Origin of the sequence: Microbispora sp. KK1-11, assembly GCF_006874435.1 — a bacterium.
Classification (GTDB): Bacteria; Actinomycetota; Actinomycetes; order Streptosporangiales; family Streptosporangiaceae; genus Microbispora; species Microbispora catharanthi.
In genome coordinates this window covers 101,712-119,548 of record NZ_VIRJ01000006.1, presented here as the reverse complement: position 1 = coordinate 119,548, position 17,837 = coordinate 101,712, and the positions used below count along the sequence as shown (strand labels likewise).

Annotated in this window: 15 protein-coding genes; 6 read left to right on the top strand and 9 right to left on the bottom strand. The window is 73.0% G+C overall.

Features of this window, described 5'->3' with window-relative positions:
• The first annotated feature begins 36 nt into the window (after window positions 1-36).
• Window positions 37-1,266, top strand: a complete 1,230-nt coding sequence (locus FLW16_RS11460; RefSeq protein ID WP_185949369.1) for an FAD-binding oxidoreductase — start codon at window positions 37-39, stop codon at window positions 1,264-1,266.
• On the opposite strand, the gene FLW16_RS11455 is transcribed toward FLW16_RS11460, so the two are convergent.
• From FLW16_RS11455 to FLW16_RS11435, 5 genes are read right to left on the bottom strand one after another with little or no spacing between them, the layout of a single operon-like run.
• A complete protein-coding gene (locus FLW16_RS11455) occupies window positions 1,229-2,209 on the bottom strand; it encodes a phosphatidylserine/phosphatidylglycerophosphate/cardiolipin synthase family protein (RefSeq protein WP_142559977.1) in 981 nt (326 codons plus the stop codon). The genes FLW16_RS11460 and FLW16_RS11455 overlap by 38 nt on opposite strands.
• Window positions 2,210-2,211: 2 nt before the next feature.
• Window positions 2,212-3,138, bottom strand: a complete 927-nt coding sequence (locus tag FLW16_RS11450) for an SCO2521 family protein (RefSeq protein WP_142559976.1) — start codon at window positions 3,136-3,138, stop codon at window positions 2,212-2,214.
• An 8-nt stretch (window positions 3,139-3,146) separates the two neighbouring features.
• Window positions 3,147-4,118, bottom strand: coding sequence for an SCO2522 family protein (locus tag FLW16_RS11445; RefSeq protein WP_185949368.1), 972 nt, complete (start codon window positions 4,116-4,118; stop codon window positions 3,147-3,149).
• A complete protein-coding gene (locus FLW16_RS11440) occupies window positions 4,115-5,029 on the bottom strand; it encodes an SCO2523 family variant P-loop protein (protein ID WP_142559975.1) in 915 nt (304 codons plus the stop codon). Before FLW16_RS11440 ends, FLW16_RS11445 begins: the two co-directional genes overlap by 4 nt.
• A complete protein-coding gene (locus tag FLW16_RS11435; protein WP_142559974.1) occupies window positions 5,030-6,865 on the bottom strand; it encodes an SCO2524 family protein in 1,836 nt (611 codons plus the stop codon).
• Window positions 6,866-7,255: 390 nt separating this feature from the next.
• Between FLW16_RS11435 and FLW16_RS11430 the strand changes: the two genes are divergently transcribed.
• Both FLW16_RS11430 and FLW16_RS11425 read left to right on the top strand, forming a co-directional pair.
• Window positions 7,256-8,218, top strand: a complete 963-nt coding sequence (locus FLW16_RS11430) for a 2-hydroxyacid dehydrogenase (protein ID WP_185949367.1) — start codon at window positions 7,256-7,258, stop codon at window positions 8,216-8,218.
• A 97-nt stretch (window positions 8,219-8,315) separates the two neighbouring features.
• Entirely contained in the window at window positions 8,316-9,971 is a 1,656-nt protein-coding gene (locus FLW16_RS11425; protein WP_260615171.1) for a thiamine pyrophosphate-binding protein, read from the top strand.
• Window positions 9,972-9,975: 4 nt separating this feature from the next.
• Here FLW16_RS11425 and FLW16_RS11420 read toward each other — a convergent pair whose 3' ends face one another.
• The 4 genes from FLW16_RS11420 to FLW16_RS11405 all read right to left on the bottom strand — a co-directional run bounded on the left by FLW16_RS11420 (window position 9,976) and on the right by FLW16_RS11405 (window position 14,645).
• Window positions 9,976-11,301, bottom strand: coding sequence for a HAMP domain-containing sensor histidine kinase (locus FLW16_RS11420; protein WP_260615170.1), 1,326 nt, complete (start codon window positions 11,299-11,301; stop codon window positions 9,976-9,978).
• 211 nt (window positions 11,302-11,512) lie between these two features.
• A complete protein-coding gene (locus tag FLW16_RS11415) occupies window positions 11,513-12,349 on the bottom strand; it encodes a GNAT family N-acetyltransferase (protein ID WP_142559972.1) in 837 nt (278 codons plus the stop codon).
• Window positions 12,346-13,503, bottom strand: a complete 1,158-nt coding sequence (locus tag FLW16_RS11410; RefSeq protein ID WP_142559971.1) for a M20/M25/M40 family metallo-hydrolase — start codon at window positions 13,501-13,503, stop codon at window positions 12,346-12,348. The genes FLW16_RS11415 and FLW16_RS11410 overlap by 4 nt, the downstream gene beginning before the upstream one ends.
• An 11-nt stretch (window positions 13,504-13,514) precedes the next feature.
• Window positions 13,515-14,645: a dipeptidase gene (locus tag FLW16_RS11405; RefSeq protein WP_260615169.1), complete on the bottom strand. Its 1,131-nt coding sequence runs from the start codon at window positions 14,643-14,645 to the stop codon at window positions 13,515-13,517.
• A gap of 85 nt (window positions 14,646-14,730) precedes the next feature.
• On the opposite strand from FLW16_RS11405, the gene FLW16_RS11400 reads away from it, so the two are divergent.
• Genes FLW16_RS11400 through FLW16_RS11390 form a run of 3 tightly spaced genes read left to right on the top strand, consistent with a single transcriptional unit; the run spans window position 14,731 to window position 17,640 of the window.
• Window positions 14,731-15,582 (top strand): Nif3-like dinuclear metal center hexameric protein, encoded by an 852-nt coding sequence (locus tag FLW16_RS11400; RefSeq protein ID WP_142559970.1) that lies wholly within the window; start codon window positions 14,731-14,733, stop codon window positions 15,580-15,582.
• Window positions 15,583-15,592: 10 nt separating this feature from the next.
• Window positions 15,593-16,333, top strand: a complete 741-nt coding sequence (locus FLW16_RS11395; RefSeq protein ID WP_142559969.1) for a zinc ribbon domain-containing protein — start codon at window positions 15,593-15,595, stop codon at window positions 16,331-16,333.
• Window positions 16,330-17,640 carry a bifunctional RNase H/acid phosphatase gene (locus FLW16_RS11390; RefSeq protein WP_221891022.1) on the top strand — a complete coding sequence of 437 codons (1,311 nt, stop codon included), beginning with the start codon at window positions 16,330-16,332 and terminating at the stop codon, window positions 17,638-17,640. Before FLW16_RS11395 ends, FLW16_RS11390 begins: the two co-directional genes overlap by 4 nt.
• Window positions 17,641-17,837: the final 197 nt, after the last annotated feature.

Genomic DNA, 17,837 nt, shown 5'->3' with positions numbered 1-17,837 from the left:
ACTGTCGAAGCGAGGGGACGGCGAATTGGAGCCCGCGTGCCTGAGACCTGTGACGTCGTGATCATCGGTGGTGGCGTGATCGGCTGCGCGATCGCGCACAGGCTCGCCGCGCGCGGCACGAGCGTGGTGCTCGTGGACGCGGGGCAGCGTCTCGGGCTCGGCGCCTCCGACGGCGCGATGGGCGGCATCCTCACCCAGACGGAGCCCTCCTGCCTCGGCCCGCTCAGCAGCGTCATCAAGCGCAGCCGCGACGTCTACCCGCAGTGGCTGGAGGAGATCCGCGCCGACTCCGGCGTCGAGGTCCCGGTGCTGGACGGCGGCGACATCCAGGTCGCGCTGGACGAGGCCGAGATGGAGCGCCTGGAGTCCAAGGTGCTGCCGCAGTGGAAGAACTCGCCGTTCGCCGTCGAGCGGCTGACGGCGGCCGACGCCAGGAATCTCGAACCGCTGCTGAGCGAGCGCGTGGTCGGCGGTTTCCTGCTGCCGGAGGAGCTCGCGCTCGACCCGCGGGTGCTCATGGCCGCCCTGACGACGGCCGTGCTGTCGGGGCGCACGCCGATCCGGGTGCTGAGCGCGGTGCGCGCCACCGGCCTGCGGACCGGGCCCCACGGTGTCGAGGTGGACCTCCACGACGGCCGGCGGGTGTCGGCGGAGCAGGCCGTCGTCGCGGCCGGACACCTGAGCGGAACCTTCCTGCCCAGCCACCGCGCCCACCTGTTCCCCATCAAGGGCGTGGCGTTCGACGTCCGCCCGCCCGGGGCAGTCACCTACCCGCTGCGCCACCACGTCTTCGCGGAGATCAAACAGGACGGCCGGGAGTACTTCCCCTACCTCGTCCCCCGGCACGACGGCAGGGTGGCCGTCGGCGTCACCTACGAGGAGAACGTGGGCGACGTGACGGTGACCGCCGCGGCGATCGAGGAGATCCGGCGGGGCGTCGCCGCCCTCATGCCCAAGGCGGCCACCTGGCCCATCGGCCGGCGCTGGGCCGGGCTGCGGCCGGGCAGCGCCGACCACATGCCCATCCTCGGCCACGTGGACGACCACGGCCGGGTCGTGGCGGCCACCGGCCACAGCGGCCTCGGCGTCACGCTCGCCCCCGTCACGGCGGAGCTGGTGGCGGCCCTGGTCGGCGGGACCGCCGGCGCCCGGGAGAGCGAACTGCTCGCCGTCTGCCGGCCCGACCGCCCCTTCCCGCCCGCGCCGGTCCCGCCCGCGCCGCTTCCGCCTACGCCGCCGGTGTCGCCGCCTCCCACAGTTCGGTGAACCGTTCGGCCCGCTCCCGCACCCTCTCCCGGTCCTGTACGAGGATCGTGCTGTGGATCACCGGGGCGATGCCGTCGCCGACCTGCGGGGCGGGGTTGGACTCGTAGTAGACGACCCCGTCGAACAGGATGAAGTCGGACAGCGAGCCGCGCAGCAGGGGCGGCGCGTCGGCGAGGAGGAGCGTGCGCACCTCGATCCCGACCGTGGTCTGCCACTTCCACACCCGGCGGAACTCCTCGGAGTCGAGCCGCTCGGAACGATCCACGACGAACACCCGGCGCACCCGCGCCCCGCGCTGGACGAGGTCGCGCTGGAGCTTGACGTAGCGCTGCCCGAGGTCGGTGTGCCAGAAGCCGCCCTCGAACTCGGTGTCGCGAGCGTCCACGCTGGTCAGGCTGATCGCGTCGAGACTGACCCGGGCGTTGCGCGCGAGCGCGAGCAGCCAGTCGCGGTCCTCGCCCTCGTACAGCGCGTACCTGCCGTCGGACAGCTCGCCGAGGAACTTCGCCATCCGGGTGACCTCGTGGTGCACCAGGCTCTTGACGAGGTCGGGCATGTCGTCGCGGATCTTGGCGGCGTTCTGCACCAGCTCGGCCACGCCCCTGGTCTCCAGCGCGGACATCTCCACGACGCCGAACAGCTTGCTCGCCTCGTTGATCTTGGCGAAGCTGTCGGCCACCAGATTGTGGGTCTTCGTGTGCTGCCTGCGCTGCTCCTGCAGCACGGTCTCGAGCTGGTCGTCCACGTCCGCGAGGAACTGCACGACGAAGACGACGCCGCTGATGAACGTCGCGAGCAGCAGGCTCCACAGGTCCTCGTTCGGCCCGTGGATGAGCGCGTTGCTCACGAGGTAGCTCACGCCGCCGACGAGCACCGTCACGAGGACCTTGCGCACGATCCTCGGGACGAGCGACGGGGAGGGCTCGGGTGCTGCTCCGGTCACGGTCATCTCCGTCCGGCTTCGGCGGTCGCGCTGAGCAGGGCCAGGGTGTTCATCGCGACCTGGTCGCGGACCCGGTCGACCAGGGAACGCCACTGCCGGGTGAACCCCGGCCGCCGCTCCAGGCTCTCCCAGAACGGCGTCAGCCACTCCTCGACCCGGGCCGCGGGCATCCACAGGTGCATGAGGTGGTCGATGGCGGGTGCCAGGCGGGCCACGGCCTGGGCTCCCGGCGTCCCGCCGATCCGCGCCCGCTCGACGATGACCAGCAGCGACGTCAGCAGCCAGTCGTGCGTCGCCAGGTCCTCGCACAGGTCGACCACGGCGGGGGTGAACGGCCCGGGATGCGTCAGGCGCAGCGTCCGGTCCTGCTCGGTGTGCAGGGTGAACCGGATCGACGGCTCGCCGGTCTCGGCCACCCACCGCAGGCTCGTCCGCGGGATCTTGAAGGGGGCCCGCCGGTCCAGCAGCGGGGACGCCTGCACGAGGTCGAGGAAGCGACCGCTGACGGCCCCCAGATCGAGGCAGCCGGGCGCGAAGTCGCCGGTGAACCCTTCGGCGAGGTCGGCCGCCTTCGCCTTCCCCAGGACCTCCACGACCCCCGGCCGGGCCAGGTAGTGCGACCAGGGCAGCCTGCGGTCGGCCTCCGAGCGCACCACCCGGACGTACGACGATCCCTGGGCCACCCGGCCCCCGGTCACCGCGCAGCGGGACACCACCGTGCCGACGCCCCTCACCCGGGAACGGGACGCGGTGGGCAGCGCGCAGTCCACCCCGGTCAGCCGTTCCGGCGACAGTGCGTGGACGATGGGACGGCGGGAGACGCGCACGGTCTCCCCGGCCATGAGCCCGAGCACCTGACGGCACGTCGACTCGGAGATCTCCCCGGAGTTCTGCAGCAGCCCGGTGTGGACTTCCCCCATCACCAGCATCGGGCCCCTCAGACGAAGACGTAGGAGATGCGGTCGACGAGCTCCTCTTCGAGCCGGACTCCCTCGCTCTCGCTCCGGGTGGCGACCTGCCGCAGGACCTCGTCGTCCACCGCGACCTGGCTCAGGATCGTCCGTACGGCCAGCTCGACGGGCAGGAACCGGGGGGAGAGGACGGACAGCGTGGTGTACGCGCTGAACGGCGCGGCCTGGGGGTTGAGCCGGACGACCGCGGGCAGCCCGCCCCAGTCGCGGGGCCAGTCGCCGTCAAGGGCGACCGGCGGGAGCGGCACCTGGCCGTCGCTGCGCAGCAGCCCCAGCCGCAGGAGCTGCCAGACGGCCGCGAGGAAGGGACACGACCAGGTGCGCCGCGGTCCCCTCTCGTCCCACAGCTCGACGTCCACGAAGATCGAGTGCCCGCGCTTGGCGTTCTGCGCCGGCGGCTCCCACGGCCGGGTCTTCCCCATCGCCTGCATCGGCGTGGTGCGCGGCGAGCGGGAGCCGTTGCACAGCCAGCCCGTCTCCTTCACCGGCGGGCGGGACCCGTCGGTCTCCGGCGGCGGGTCGTCCACGAGCCGGTCCTCCACGAGCCGGGCCAGCTCGACGCCGCCCGACTGCGCGTCCTCGAACTGGGCACAGGCCGACTCCCGGGCCAGGTAGTCGATGGTGAGGTCGTGCTCGGCCGCCGCCTCGAGGACCATCGGCACCAGCTCGGCGGGGGTGCTGAAGCGGCTGAAGTAGTCGTCCACGAGGAAGCAGGTGCTCACCCGGGCCCGGCCCCCGGGCACCCGCTCCCGCCACAGGGAGCGGACCGTGGCGAGCCACGGCGCGACCCTGCGGAACTGCTCGCGCAGCCGGTCGGGGCCCGCCTCGTAGTCCTCCATGTACAGGTGCCCGAGCTCGACGGACACATGGGAGAGGGGGACGGAGGCGATCCTGCGCTCGGCCGCCACCTCGCCGAACGTCGCGTGCACCGGCGTCACAGGCCCTCCCACGCGCTGTCGTCGACGATCTTCTTGGCGAGATCGTCGAACGCGGCGGCGGTCTCCGCGTTGGCGATCTTGCTGGCCAGCACGTCCTCGTCGGTGATGAGCTGCTCGCGCCACTGCAGGACCGGGTCCAGCGGGATCTTGCCGAGCATGGCCGTACGGCCGACGCCGTGGCGGCCCGCCAGCTCGCGCAGCTCGCTGTCGCACGCGCTGAGCCAGGCACGCTGCTCGTCGCGCAGCCCGACGAGCTCCGCCGCGTCCGGTTCGAGCACGGCCGTGCGCACGAAGCGGATGCGGTCGCGCAGGTCCTCGGGGTCGTGGCCGAACCTGGTGCCGACGTCGAGCAGCCCGTCGGCGCCGGTGACGAGCCCGTCGGCCGCGATGATGTGCTGGCGCGTCCAGCGATGGAAGACCAGCCAGCGGAACGGGATCGCGGGCATCCGCACGGTCGCCGCCAGGACCAGCTCGGCGGTGAACGAGCGGCCGGCGCTGACGTCGACCACGCAGAGGTCGAACTCCTCGTCCAGCCGCCCGAGCAGCTGGACGCAGCGGCCGACGACCTCGTCGGTGAGGGCCGACAGCTCGCCGCCGCCCTCGCTGCCCGGCAGCAGCACGAGCCGTCCCGCGCCGGGCGGGCGGGTGCGCAGCCCCTCGCGGTCGGACTCGGCCCACACGTCCACCCGCCGCGGCTGCGGGCACTCGCCCCGCAGGTAGTGGTGCAGGCCGTTCTCCCGGGTGCCGCGCGCCACCGCGCTGACGCTGAAGATGGCGCCCGCGGTCGGCGAGCCGAAGTCGAAGTCCAGGTAGCAGACGTCGTTGCCCTGCAGGGCGTGGCGGTACACGATGTTGGTGCCGGTGACCGAGCGCCCGGTCCCTCCCTTGTCGGAGATCGCGAAGACAAGCATCTAGATCGCCTCCGACGCGCTGTCGCGGGCGGCGGACAGCCGTTCGAGGCCGAGCAGGGCGTCGTTGATCAGCGCCTGGGCGGTGGCCGGCCGGTCGCTGACGATCGCCCTGGCCCGCTGCAGCGACGCCTGGATCGAGCGCAGCTTGGGCTGGATCGTCTGCCCGCCCACCAGGGGCCGGGTGACCAGCTCCTGGTCAAGCAGGTGCTCGGCCTCCCCGAGCATCTGGAGGGCGAGCTCGACGAGCTGGGGGCTGCGCAGCGGCGGTTCCCCGCTGGACGTCGCGGCGGAGACGAGGAACTCGACGACCCGCTCGCTGAAGTACCAGGACGGCTCCTCGTCGCGCACCTCGATGTCGGTGAAGACGTTGGCCGGCTGGTCCCACAACCCGGCGGCCGGGCCGTCCGTCTGGCGGCGCAGCATGATGTGCCGCCAGATCTGGTCGGCGAGGGCGAGCAGCCGCTCGCGCATCCGCGTGTTCTGCGCGATGGAGGCGGCCCAGATGGTCCGTTTCAGCAGCGTGATGGCGAAGTCGGAGACGACCCAGAGCAGGTGGGGGCCGAGCGCGTCGCTGCCGTGCAGGTTGATCGGGACGCCGGGGGAGTGCATGAGCACGGGCGGGTCGCCCGGCACCGCCCTGCGGATGATCCTGGCGCGGACGGCCAGCTCCTCCAGCACGGCGGCGACCCGGCCGAGGTCGACGTCGGCCGCCCGGTTGTTGACCAGGCTCTGCACGACCATGGCGGTGACGCCGAGACTGTAGTAGTCCGACTCCTTCTCGTCGACCGTCCGCCAGGGGATGTCCTCCAGCGGCCAGGTGCCCCGTCCGTACGTCGCGATGGTGCGCCAGTAGGACTGGGTGAGGTCCCAGCGGCGCTGGATGGCCTGGGCGAGGGTGATCTGGTCGTCGTTGAGCAGGCTCAGGACGCGGGTGCGGGCGGAGAACAGGTCGGCGATGCCGACGAGGGCGTTGACGGTGAAGTACAGGAACGGCGTGTCGGCGGCCACGCCCTTGGGCTGGGGCCCGATGTCGAGCGGCGTGACGATGTCGGGGGCGTCCTTCACGATGCCCCACGTCCAGCCGCACTCGAACAGCAGGTTCTCGTTGTCCAGGTCCACCTGGCTGCCCGAGCCGATCGTCAGGTCGCGCAGGCCGGCCCGTACGGGCCGCAGCTCGCGCCGCAGGTCCTCGAGCACGCGGCGGGTGGGCGCGCCGGTCTGGTTCACGGTGCGCAGCAGCGCGCGGCCCGCCGTGGAGCCGGGGTCGAACGCGTTGACCGTGAAGCTGCGCAGCAGGCCCGCCATCGCGGCCGACAGCCGTTTGCTGGCCAGGTCCTCCAGCTCGCGGATCTCGCGGCGGATCGACTCGCGCCGCACGCTCTGGCGGAAGACCTTGAGGAAGCCGAGTGTGCCGAGCGCCAGCGTGACCGACATCGAGAAGGAGTCGACGACGTCGAGCTGGAGCTGCTCGGGGGTGACCTTCGCCTCGTCGTCCAAGGGCCGGAAGTAGCTGCCGCCGGAGAACAGGGGCCGCCCGTCCTCGGCCGTGTAGGTGCGCAGATACTGGCCGATCACTCGCAGCAGCAGCTTGGGGATCTCCACCGAGTCGCCCAGGACCGCGAGCGCGGCCAGCACGTCGTCGGCCGTCTCGTCCGGCGTGTCCAGGCGGAAGCCCGGCAGTTCCGAGGCCGGGTACATGAAGCACAGAAGCTGCTCCGCGTCGGAGATGGAGTTCGACCCGTCCCGGCCGCCCCACGTCCACACGCCGTCCCGGTAGGAGGCGCGCGCGGCCGCCTCCCACAGCTCCAGAAGCTGCTGTCGCGGCTGGAGTTTCATGTGCGGCCCTCTCTGCGACTGCGCCGTCCCGTGCGCCCTCTCCGTGCTGCCGTCAAGGAGAAAGGCATGCTCGTGTGGCCGGGCGGGACCGAGGCCGGGGTCCCCAGACCCTCCCTAGGGGTTTCCTTTTCCGATTCAGGTGGAGACGGAACCACCACAACCCTTATACCATTGGATTCCTGCTCCGTCGCCTGGACCATCCGTGGTATTTCATGCACCGCCTGGTTGTCGTGATTGGAGAGATACCACAGAGAAAAACAGACATATATGTCCTAAGTCTGAGAGATATTTGAAATGTCCCAAACTGCGGCTCCAAGGGATATAACGGACTATCGTCCCGCGCAGCCGCGGCCGGCGATCGGAGCGGCGCGCAGGGACGGGACGGTCCTGGTGACCGGCGCCGGCATCGACACGGGGCTGCTGGAGCCGCTCGCCAGGCAGGGGCTCACGGTGCGGCGGCCCGCGTCGCCGCTGACCGAGGACCTGCTGGCGCGCGAGCTGCGAGGGGCGGTCGCCTACCTGCACGGAGGCGAGGAGCGGGCGAGCGCGCGGGTGCTGCGCAAGGCGAAGACGCTGAAGGTCGTGGCCTTCCTCGGCGTGGGCTACGAGAACTTCGTCGACGTGGCGGCGGCCGACCGGCTGGGCATCGCCGTCACGAACACGCCGGGGGCGGCCACCGACGCGGTCGCCACGTTCACGGTCGCGCAGATCGTCAACGCCAACCTGGGCATCCCCCGGCATCTGGGCGAGCGGGTCCCCGGCTGGCAGGGCTCCGACGAACTGCCCCACGAACTCGCCGCCCGCAGCGTCGGCATAATCGGCTTGGGCGCGAACGGCCGGCGGATCGCGGAGATCCTGCGCCGGGGGTTCGGCGTCCGCGTGTCCTACTACAGCCGCACCCGCAATCCGGACGCCGAGCGGGACCTCGGCATCTCCTACCTGCCCCTGCTCGACCTGGCCGCGGGCAGCGACATCCTCGTGGTCATGGTGCCGGAGACCGGCGAGACCAGATCGATGATCGACTGGTCGGTGATCAGCCGGATGCCGGAGGGCGCGATCCTCGTCAACACCGCCCGCCCGGCCATCGTCAGTCCCGGCGCCCTTTACGCCGGCCTGGAGAAAGGCCGCGTCAGCATGGCGGTCTTCGACGGCTTCTACGGTCAGGAATGCGAGGAGGCCGGCGAATTGCGGCGGGATTTCCCCGACCGTCTCCTGGTCACCGGGCACATCGCCTCCCACACCGCCGAGGCGATGCACCGGATGGTGCGCCAGGCCGTGAAGTCCATTGAAAATGTGCTGACGTACGGATCGGACGAACACGAGGTGGGAACGCGCCCCCGTCCCCGTTTCTGAAAAATCCGGCACGCGGAACGGTAGGGCGGCGCCTGGAAGGGGGAAACCATTTTGGGAAACCCAAGGGAAACCCCTCCGCTCTCCCGGGAAGTGATACGTGGACGGCCATGACCCGATCCCCCCTGCGGGGACGATCACGACGCCCACGGGGGCGCGCGCCCTGGTCGAGGCACTGAGGCTGCACGGCGTCGACACGATCTTCGGCATTCCGGGCACCCACAACCTCGCGATCTACGAGGAGCTCGACCGGGTCGGCGTGCGCTGCGTGACGCCCCGGCACGAGCAGGGCGCGGGATACGCCGCCGACGGGTACGCCAGGGTGACCGGCAGGCCCGGCGTCGTCGTCACCACCACCGGGCCCGGCGTGGTCAACGCGGCCACGGCTCTCGGGCAGGCGTACTCGGACTCCTCCCCGATCCTGCTCGTCTCGCCGGGCGTCCCCACCGGCCATCCCCGCGACGGCCGCGGCTACCTGCACGAGAGCAGGGACCAGTCGCGGGCGATCGACGCGCTGTGCGCCTGGAGCCACCGCGTGACGACGGTGCGGGAGATCCCCGCCGCCGTCGCCCGGGCCTTCGGCCGCTTCGCCGAGGGACGCCCCCGGCCGGTCCACATCGAGATCCCCTTCGACCTGCTCGACCTGAAGGGCCCTGTCAAGATCGTCCCGCCCTACCGGATCACCCGCCGCGAGCCCGATCCTGAGGCCCTCGACGCGGCGGCCGGGCTGCTGCGCACGGCGCGCCGCCCGGGTTTCGTGCTCGGCGGCGGCGCACAGTCTCCGGGTGAGAGGCCCCAGGGCGAGGACGAGCCTCCGGTGGGGCGCCTGACGATGCGCCTGGCGGAACGGCTCGGCGCGCGGGTCGTGACCACGGTCAACGGCAAGGGCGCGGTTCCGGAGAGCCATCCGCTGGCGCTCGGCACCACGCTGCACCTGGCGGCCGTCCGCCGGTGGCTCGCCGAATGCGACGTCGTGCTGGCCGTCGGCACCGAGCTGGGCCCGGCCGACCTGTGGGACGACGCCTTCGCCCTCTCCGGCCGCCTCGTGCGCGTCGACATCGACCCGGGGCAGATGCACGGCGACCACGTGGCCGACGTCGCGATCGTCGCGGACGCGGAGCTCGCCATGCGCGGCCTGGCCGAACGGCTGGACCGGCAGGGCGTCGTGCCGCGTCCGCGCAGGGAGCGGGATGCCGGCGCCGGCCACGAGGCGGAGCTCGAGGAGCTCACCCGCAGGTGGTCGGGCCAGCTCGCGGCGCTGCGCCGGGCCCTGCCGCGGGAGACCGTGGTGGTGGGGGACAACTCGATGTGCGTCTACCACGGCGCGCTCGTCGGCATGCCGATGGACCCGCCCGGCCGGTTCCTGTTCCCGACCGGGTTCGGCACACTCGGCTTCGCGCTGCCGGCCGCCATCGGCGCCAAGCTCGGCCGGCCCGACGTCCCCGTGGTGGCGCTGGCGGGCGACGGGGCGTTCCAGTTCAGCCTGCAGGAGCTGGCCACGGCGGTGGAGCTGGAGCTGAGCCTGCCGGTCGTCGTCTTCGCGAACGGCGGCTTCGGGGAGATCCGCGAGGAGATGCGGGAGCGGGGCATGCGGCCGGTCGCCGTGGACCTGCACGCGCCGGACTTCCCCGCACTGGCCGCCGCGTACGGCGCGCGGGGCCGTGCCGTCAAGACGCCGGGGGAGCTGGAGGAGGCGGTCGCCGAGGCCCTGCGCGCCCCGGTGCCCACCGTGATCGTCGCACCCGAGGAGGACTGACCCGTCAGCGGGCGGGCGCGAGCGGGAGCCGCAGCACGAAGCGGGCGCCCTGGTCGCTGTCCTCGATCGTGAGCGTCCCCCCGTGGGCCTGGGCGATCTGGCGGGCGATGGACAGCCCGAGCCCGGTGCCGCCGGCGTCCTTCGACCGGGCGGCGTCGAGCCGGGTGAAGCGCTGGAAGACCAGCTCCCGCTTGTCGGGCGGGATTCCCGTGCCGTCGTCGAGCACCTCCAGCACGCCCTTGCCGCCCTCCCGCCGCACGGTCACCGAGAGCCTGGACACCGCGTGCCGCTCGCCGTTGTCGAGGAGGTTGTTGAGCAGGCGCGCCAGGGCCAGCCGGTCGCCGACGACGACCACGCCGGGCGTCAGCCGCCGCACCACCTCCACCTTGCGCGACCTGCGGTCGAGCTCACGGGCGACGAGGCCGCCGAGGTCGGCGGGCTCACGCCGGGGCGGGGTGCCGGCGTCGAGCCGGGCGAGCTGGAGCAGGTCGGTCACGAGCGCCTGCAGGCGGTCGCAACTGCTCAGCAGGGCGCGCCCGGTGGTCGGCCAGTCGGCGTCCTCGCTGTGCAGCAACGCCTCCTCGATCTCCGTACGCATCGCGGTCAGCGGGCTGCGCAGGTCGTGGGAGGCGTCGGAGGCGAAACGCCGCTGCCGCTCGACGGCCGTCTCCGCCCGGTCCAGGGTCTGGTTGGCGGTCTCGGCGAGCCGCCGGATCTCGTCGTGGAACTTCGGCACCGGCACGCGCTGGCTCAGGTCGGTCGCGGTGATCCTGGCCAGGTTACACGTGATCGCCTCCACCGGGCCGAGCGCCTTGCGCACGGTCTGGTAGGTGCCGAGCGCGCTGAGCGCGACCAGCAGGAGCGAGCCGCCGATGAGCGCCGCCAGCAGCGGGCCGCTGACGTACCACGGCACGGTGTCGTCGGCCGCGTAGACCGTCCACAGGCCGCCGGTGTTGTGGAAGCGGAACGCGACGACGACCATGCACCGGTCAGGGAACGCCGGGGAGGCGCACAGCACCTTGCTCGTCTCCGGGGTCGTCAGCTCCGGCCGGAAGGCGGCCATGCGCGGGCGGCCGATCAGGGTGTCGCTGACGGAGACGATCCGGCCGCTGTGGTCGATCACCTGCACGCCGGCCACGCCCGGGTCCAGCAGCACCGGAGGCAGCCGGTCGCGCTTGGCCTGGTAGGCGAGGCGTACGGCGGTGGTGGTGATCTCGTCGGTCTTGTACCGCTGAGCGGTGCCGTGCAGGATGCCGAGGACCAGCAGCACGGCGACGGCGCACAGCAGCGCCATCACCGCGCTCGCCAGCACCGTCAAGCGGATCCGCACCGAGGATCCCCGCCACCCGCTCATCTGATTCCCCCCGGTAATCAGATGATCAATAAGGCCTCGTGGCCGCCGTCATGTGTCCCCACCCGGCTCACCTGGCACGTTACCTCTGCCGGTGATCGCCGCCGTGGCCGGGACGCCGCTGTCCGGTCCCTACCCATTCCGGCCCCGTACCCAGCGCCCGGTCACGCCGCCAGGTCACGCCGCCGTCTCACCCGGGGGCGGGGAAACGCCGTTCGACGACGTAGCAGCCGCCGGCGAAGCCCGTCACCGGACGGCCCTGCGCCATCAGCCCGCCCAGCACCTCGCGTACGGCGTGCCGCCAGGCCTTGGCCGTGTCCGGGGCGGCGCGGCGCAGGGTCTCCACGTCCGCGGGCACGGCGACGAGCACGGCCGGGCCGTCCGCGCGCAGGGACTCCGGGCGCCCGTCCCGCTCGGCGAGCACGGCCACCGCGCCGTCCGCCCCCGGGGGCCGGTGGGGCAGGCCGTCGCAGGCCCGCGCCACCCGCGGGTCGTCCAGCCGCCACACCGCGAGGACGCGGTCGGACTCGTCGCCGGCGTTGACCGCGTCGCCCATCGGGCCGTAGAAGTCGGGCAGGTACTCCTCCGGCAGGGCGGCCAGCTTGGCCAGGTTGAAGTGGGCGTTGCGGCGCACGAGGGGATCGAAGGTCCAGGTGATCCTGCTCAGCCCGCGCTCCAGGGCCCAGGCCCGCTGGTGCAGCTTGAGCGCGAATCCGGCGCCGGGCCGCACGGCGCCGGTCACGTGCGAGTGCAGCGCCTGCCCCGCGGGCGCCGCGAGGAAGGCGACGGCGGCCCCGACGAGTTCCGGGCCGTCGAACGCCCCGGCGACGTACCCGCCCGCGTGGGTCAGCGCCCGCATGAGCTCCGCCGTGATCGGAGGGTTCCACGGCTCAGGACGCCAGATGCCGTCGAAAAGCCGGACCACCCGCTCGAACTCGGCGAGCGTGCGCAGCTCGGCGATCCGCAGGCCGCGCCGCGCGGCGGCCCCGGCCGCCTGATCCCTCGCGGCGGGGGCGCACGGGTTCACGCGGTCTCCCCGGCGACCTGCCTCATGTCCCGCGGCGCGGCATCGGCGCCGCCGGTGATCGGCCCGCCCGCCAGCACGTACGCGGCCAGCGCCGCGACCAGACGGGCGCGGACCGGCATCTCGGCGACCAGGACGTGCTCCTCGGCGGCGTGCGCGCCGCCTCCCACCGCGCCCAGGCCGTCGAGCGTCGGGCAGCCGACGCCCGCGCTGAAGTTGCCGTCCGAGCCGCCGCCGACCGACACCCCGCGCAGCGGCGCCATGCCCAGCTCGGCGGCGAGCCGTACGGCGACCTCGAAAAGCCCGGCGGACGCGGCGGGGTCGAGGGGCGGGCGGTTCGGCCCGCCGCGCAGCTCCAGCCGGACGCCCGGGGTGCGCGGGGCCAGCGCGCGCATCAGCTCGTCCACCCGGCGCTGCGCCGCCCGGTCGGGCACGCGGACGTCGACCGCCACCCGGCCGCGGGCCGGCACCGTGTTGGTGCTCGTCCCCGCGGTCAGCATGGTGGGGGTCACCGACGTCGCCCCCGCCCTGGACGACGACTCGACCTGGGCGGCGATGCCCGCGATGGCCAGCACCTGGTGGGCCAGCTCGACGCCGGCGTTGGCCCCCAGCTCGGGTTCGAGGCCGGCGTGCGCGGCCCGGCCGTGCACGGTCAGCTCATAGCGCGAGATGCCCTTGCGCGCCGTCTTCAGCGCGCCGCCGTCCGCGCTGGCCTCCAGCACGAACGCGGCGGCGCAGCGCGACGCGATCGACTCGATGAGCGGGCGGGAGGTCGGTGAGCCGAGCTCCTCGTCCCCGACGACGAGCACGGTCAGCCCGTCGGGGGACGGCAGCGAGGCGACCGCGTGGAACAGCTGCACGAGGCCGGCCTTCATGTCGAACACGCCCGGCCCCCGCGCCACCCCGTCGCGCACCGACCAGGGATGCTCGCGCAGCGTGCCGACCGGCCAGACCGTGTCGTGGTGGCCCAGCAGCAGGACCCGCGGCGGGCCGAACGACCAGCGCAGATGGGTGACCCCGTCGATCACCAGAGTCTCCGGCTCGGCCCCCAGCAGCCTGCGGCCCAGCGCCCCCACGACGCGGGCGCTGCGCGCCACCGCCTCGTGGTCGGTGGAGTACGACTCGCAGAGCACCAGCTCCTCGAGGTCGGCCAGCATGGCCTCCAGGTTCACGGCCGCGGCCGTTCCGGCTCGGGCCGTTCCCGGGCCGGGCCATGAGCGGGGTCATGAGCGGGGTCATGAGCGGGGCGGCCCAGCTCCGCGCGGAACAGGCGCATCACGTTGGCGCCCAGGATCTTCTGGATCTCCTCGTCGGAGAAACCCCGCTTGACCAGCGCGTCGGTCACCAGCGGCAGGCCGCGCGGGCCCTCCAGTCCTGGGATGGCGGCGTTGGAGTCGATCCCGGAGTAGCTGAAACCCTCGCAGCACGGCGGGGTGAGGTCCTCGTTCACCTCGCGCATGAAGTCGGGGCCGAGGCCCACGTGGTCGATGCCGGCGACGCCCGCGACGTGCTCGACGTGGTCCACGAGGTGGTCGATCGTGGCCGAGCGGGCGTCCTCGGTGAGGAAGGCGGCGAGGAAGTTCACGCAGACGACGCCGCCGCCCGCGGCGACGCCCCTGAGCTGCTCGTCGGTGAGGTTCCTGTGGTGGTCGCGCAGGGCGCGCGCGGAGGAGTGGGTCGCGATGACGGGCCGGGTCGCGATCTCCAGCACGTGCGCGACGCCCGTGGCGCCCAGGTGGGAGATGTCGAAGAGCATGCCGAGCCGCTCCATCTCGCGCAGCGCCTCGACACCGTGGCTGGTGAGCCTGGAGCCGGTGCCGTCCTGGCCGCTGCCGTCGGCGAGAGCCGTACGGCCCCAGTGGGCGATCGAGGCGACGCGGACCCCGAGGCGGTGCAGGGTCGGGATCAGCTCGACGCTCTCGTCGATCCCCGGCATGCTCTCCAGGGCGAGTACGAGGGCGATCCTGCCGAGGGCGAGGGCCTCGTCGATCTGCTGCCCGTCGTGGCACAGCGCCACCGCGCCGGGGTTGCCCTCGGCCAGCACGTGGGCGCACTCGATCATCCGCAGGGTCTGGCGCAGCGCGCCCTCCGGGCGGAACCGACTCTCCACGAACACGGGCAGCACCTGCACGTCGACCCCGCCCTCGACGAGCTGGGGGAGCCACCGCTCGCGGAAGAACGAGGCCCATATCGCGGGCGGCCGGGCGGAGACGGCCATGAGCAGGTCGTTGTGGGTGTCGGCGACCACGGACCTGACGTGCAGGCTCTGCTGATCGACGGGCACGCTGTCGACGGGCACGCTGGGGATCCTTCCTGGCGGCGGGGCGTCAATGGGGACGTTACTCTTCCCGGGTCGTTGCGCCAGCAGGCTGTAGTGTGCGCGGGTGGAATCGATCTCCTGCACCCTCGCCGGGGTGGTCGAGTGCCTGGAGGCGCTGTACGACCCCTCGTGGGCCGAGTCCTGGGACGCGGTGGGTCTCGTCTGCGGCGACCCGGAGCAGGCCGTACGGAAGGTCCTGTTCGCGGTCGACCCGGTCGCCGTGGTCGTGGACGAGGCCCTCGGCTGGGGGGCCGACCTCGTCGTCACCCACCACCCGCTCTACCTGCGCGGCACCACGAGCGTGGCCGCCACCACCTTCAAAGGCCGGGTCGTCCACCGGCTCATCCGCGGCGGCGCCGCGCTCTACGCCGCGCACACCAACGCCGACGTCGCCGACCCCGGGGTCTCCGACGCGCTCGCGCGGGCCGTCGGCCTGACGGGGGACCTGCGGCCCCTCCAGCCCTCCGCCGACGACCCGCGTCGCGGGCTCGGCCGGATCGGGGACCTGCCCGCGCCGATGCCGCTGCGGGAGTTCGCGGCGCTGGCCGCCTCGGGCCTGCCCCCTACGGCGGGGCCGTTGCGGGTCGCGGGCGACCCCGGCCGGCCGGTGCGGACCGTCGCCGTCTGCGGCGGCGCGGGCGACTCCCTGCTGGGCACGGCCAGGGCCGCGGGCGTGGACGTGTTCCTGACGGCCGATCTGCGGCACCATCCGGCGAGTGAGCACATGGAGGCGGACGGGCCGGCGCTGGTCGACGCCTCCCACTGGGCCACCGAGTGGCCGTGGCTGGCGGACGCAGCCCGGCGTCTGACGTCAGCGTTGGCGGCCAGGGGCATTACTGTTGAGACGCGCGTCTCGGACGCCGTCACGGACGCCTGGACGGCGACGACCACCGACTTGGACCCCCGAGCATCTTGAGGGATTTGGGATGAAGGCCGCACCGGAAGCACAGAAGCGTCTGCTCGATCTCGCTGAGCTCGACACCGGTCTCGACCGGTTGCGGCACCGCCGCCGCAGCCTGCCGGAGCTCGCCGAGATCGACGAGCTGTCCAAGAGGCTGGCCCAGGTCTCCACGCAGATCATCGCCGCCGAGACCGAGGCCGGCGACCTCGCCCGCGACCAGGCCAAGGCCGAGTCGGACGTGGACGCCGTACGCGTCCGGGTCGAGCGCGACCAGAAGCGCCTCGACTCCGGGCAGGTCTCCTCGCCCAAGGACCTGGCGAGCCTCCAGTCCGAGATCGTCTCCCTGCGGCGCAGGCAGTCGGACCTGGAAGAGGTCGTGCTGGAGATCATGGAGCGCCGGGAGGCGGCCGACGCGCGGGTCACCACGCTCAAGTCGGAGCGCGAAGAGGTGACCGGCACGCTGCGCGCCGCCGAGGACCGCAGGGACGCGGCGTTCGCGGAGATCGACAAGGAGGCCGGCGAGCTGACCTCCGGCCGGTCCGCGATCACCGCCGACGTTCCCGCCGACCTGCTCGCGCTGTACGAGAAGATGCGCGAGCAGAGCGGGGTCGGCGCCGCCATGCTGCACGGCGGCCGGTGCCTCGGCTGCCGCACGAGCCTGTCGATCGCCGACCTCAACCGGATCCGGGCCGCCGCCCACGACGAGGTGGTCCGCTGCGAGGAGTGCCGCCGCATCCTGGTCCGTACGGCCGAGTCGGGTCTGTGACGGACGCCGTGGGGTTCATCGTCGAGGCCGACGGCGGGTCGCGGGGCAACCCGGGCCCCGCCGGGTACGGCGCGGTGGTCAAGGACGACGCCGGACGGGTGCTCGCCGAGGCCGCCGAATCGATCGGCACCGCGACCAACAACGTGGCCGAATACCGCGGCCTGATCGCCGGGCTCCGTGCGCTGCTCGCGCTCGGCGCGGAGGGCGGGCAGGTCGAGGTGCGGATGGACTCCAAGCTGGTCATCGAGCAGATGGCCGGCCGGTGGAAGGTCAAGCACGAGGGCCTGCGGCCGCTCGCCCTGGAGGCGGCGGGCCTGGCCCGCCGGTTCCGAATCACCTGGACGTGGATTCCGCGCGAGCGCAACAGCCACGCCGACCGGCTCGCCAACGAGGCGATGGACGCGGCGGCCCGGGGGGAGACCTGGCAGGCGAGCGCGATCACCTCCGCGCCGGAGTCCGTCCCCGTCGTCGAGCCGGGCGCGGAGCCGCCCAACACCGACGCGCCCTCGCTGTTCGACGACGCTTCCGTCGCGCCTGCTCCCGTCGCCCAGGCTCCGGCCGCGGCCCGTGTGGACACCGCTGCGACCGGTGCGATCGACGAGGAGACCGCCGATGGGCGTGCGGGCGCGGCGGCGGGAACCGCCACGTCCCACGACAGGCGCGGGCACGGGTGGATGCCCCGGGCCACGCGCGTCGCCACGTCCCTGCTCCTGCTCAGGCACGGGCAGACGCCGCTGTCGGTGGAGAAGCGGTTCTCCGGGCTGGGCGACCCGTCGCTCACGCACACCGGGCTCGCGCAGGCCGAGGCCGCCGCCCTGCGCCTGTCGCGGCAGCCGTACGAGGTCGAGGTGATCGTCGCCTCCCCGCTCACGCGCGCCCGGCAGACGGCGGAGACGGTGGCCGCCCGGACGGGCCTGGCGGTGCTGGTCGACGACGACCTCCGCGAGACCGACTTCGGCGAGTGGGAGGGACACACGTTCGCGGAGATCCAGCAGCGCTGGCCCCGCGAACTGGCGGCCTGGCTGGCCGACCCCGACGTCGCGCCGCCCGGCGGGGAGAGCTTCGCGTCGACCGCCCGGAGGGTCGAGCAGGCGAGGGACCGCATCGTGAAGGCCCACGAAGGCCGCAGCGTCGTCGTGGTCTCCCACGTGACCCCGATCAAGATGCTCGTCCGCTTCGCGCTGGGCGCTCCGCCGGAGGCCCTCTATCGGATGCACCTCGACCTGGCCTGCCTGTCGGCGATCGACTACTACGCCGACGGGCCCGCCGTCGTACGGGCGCTCAACGACACCGCCCACCTTTCCTGACGCCGCTCTTTCCTGACGCCGCTCCCACAGAGGCGACACGCCGCGGGGCCGCACGCTCAGCCGTGCCCCCGCGGCGTCGGCGTTTTCCGGTCCGGACAAGCCGTGCCCGCACGCCAGGGCGCTTGAAGTCGTCAGTTGAGGGTTCTCCCCATGGTTCTGGCGATTCGGCGGGCAAGTCTCCACGTAAAAGTTCAACG

Excerpts from the sequence above, each read along its gene's own strand:
- FLW16_RS11450 (WP_142559976.1), bottom strand. The coding sequence starts at position 3,138 with ATGCTGGTGATGGGGGAAGTCCACACCGGGCTGCTGCAGAACTCCGGG.
- FLW16_RS11440 (WP_142559975.1), bottom strand. The coding sequence starts at position 5,029 with ATGCTTGTCTTCGCGATCTCCGACAAGGGAGGGACCGGGCGCTCGGTC.
- FLW16_RS11435 (WP_142559974.1), bottom strand. The coding sequence starts at position 6,865 with ATGAAACTCCAGCCGCGACAGCAGCTTCTGGAGCTGTGGGAGGCGGCC.
- FLW16_RS11410 (WP_142559971.1), bottom strand. The coding sequence starts at position 13,503 with ATGCTGGCCGACCTCGAGGAGCTGGTGCTCTGCGAGTCGTACTCCACC.
- FLW16_RS11395 (WP_142559969.1), top strand. The coding sequence starts at position 15,593 with ATGAAGGCCGCACCGGAAGCACAGAAGCGTCTGCTCGATCTCGCTGAG.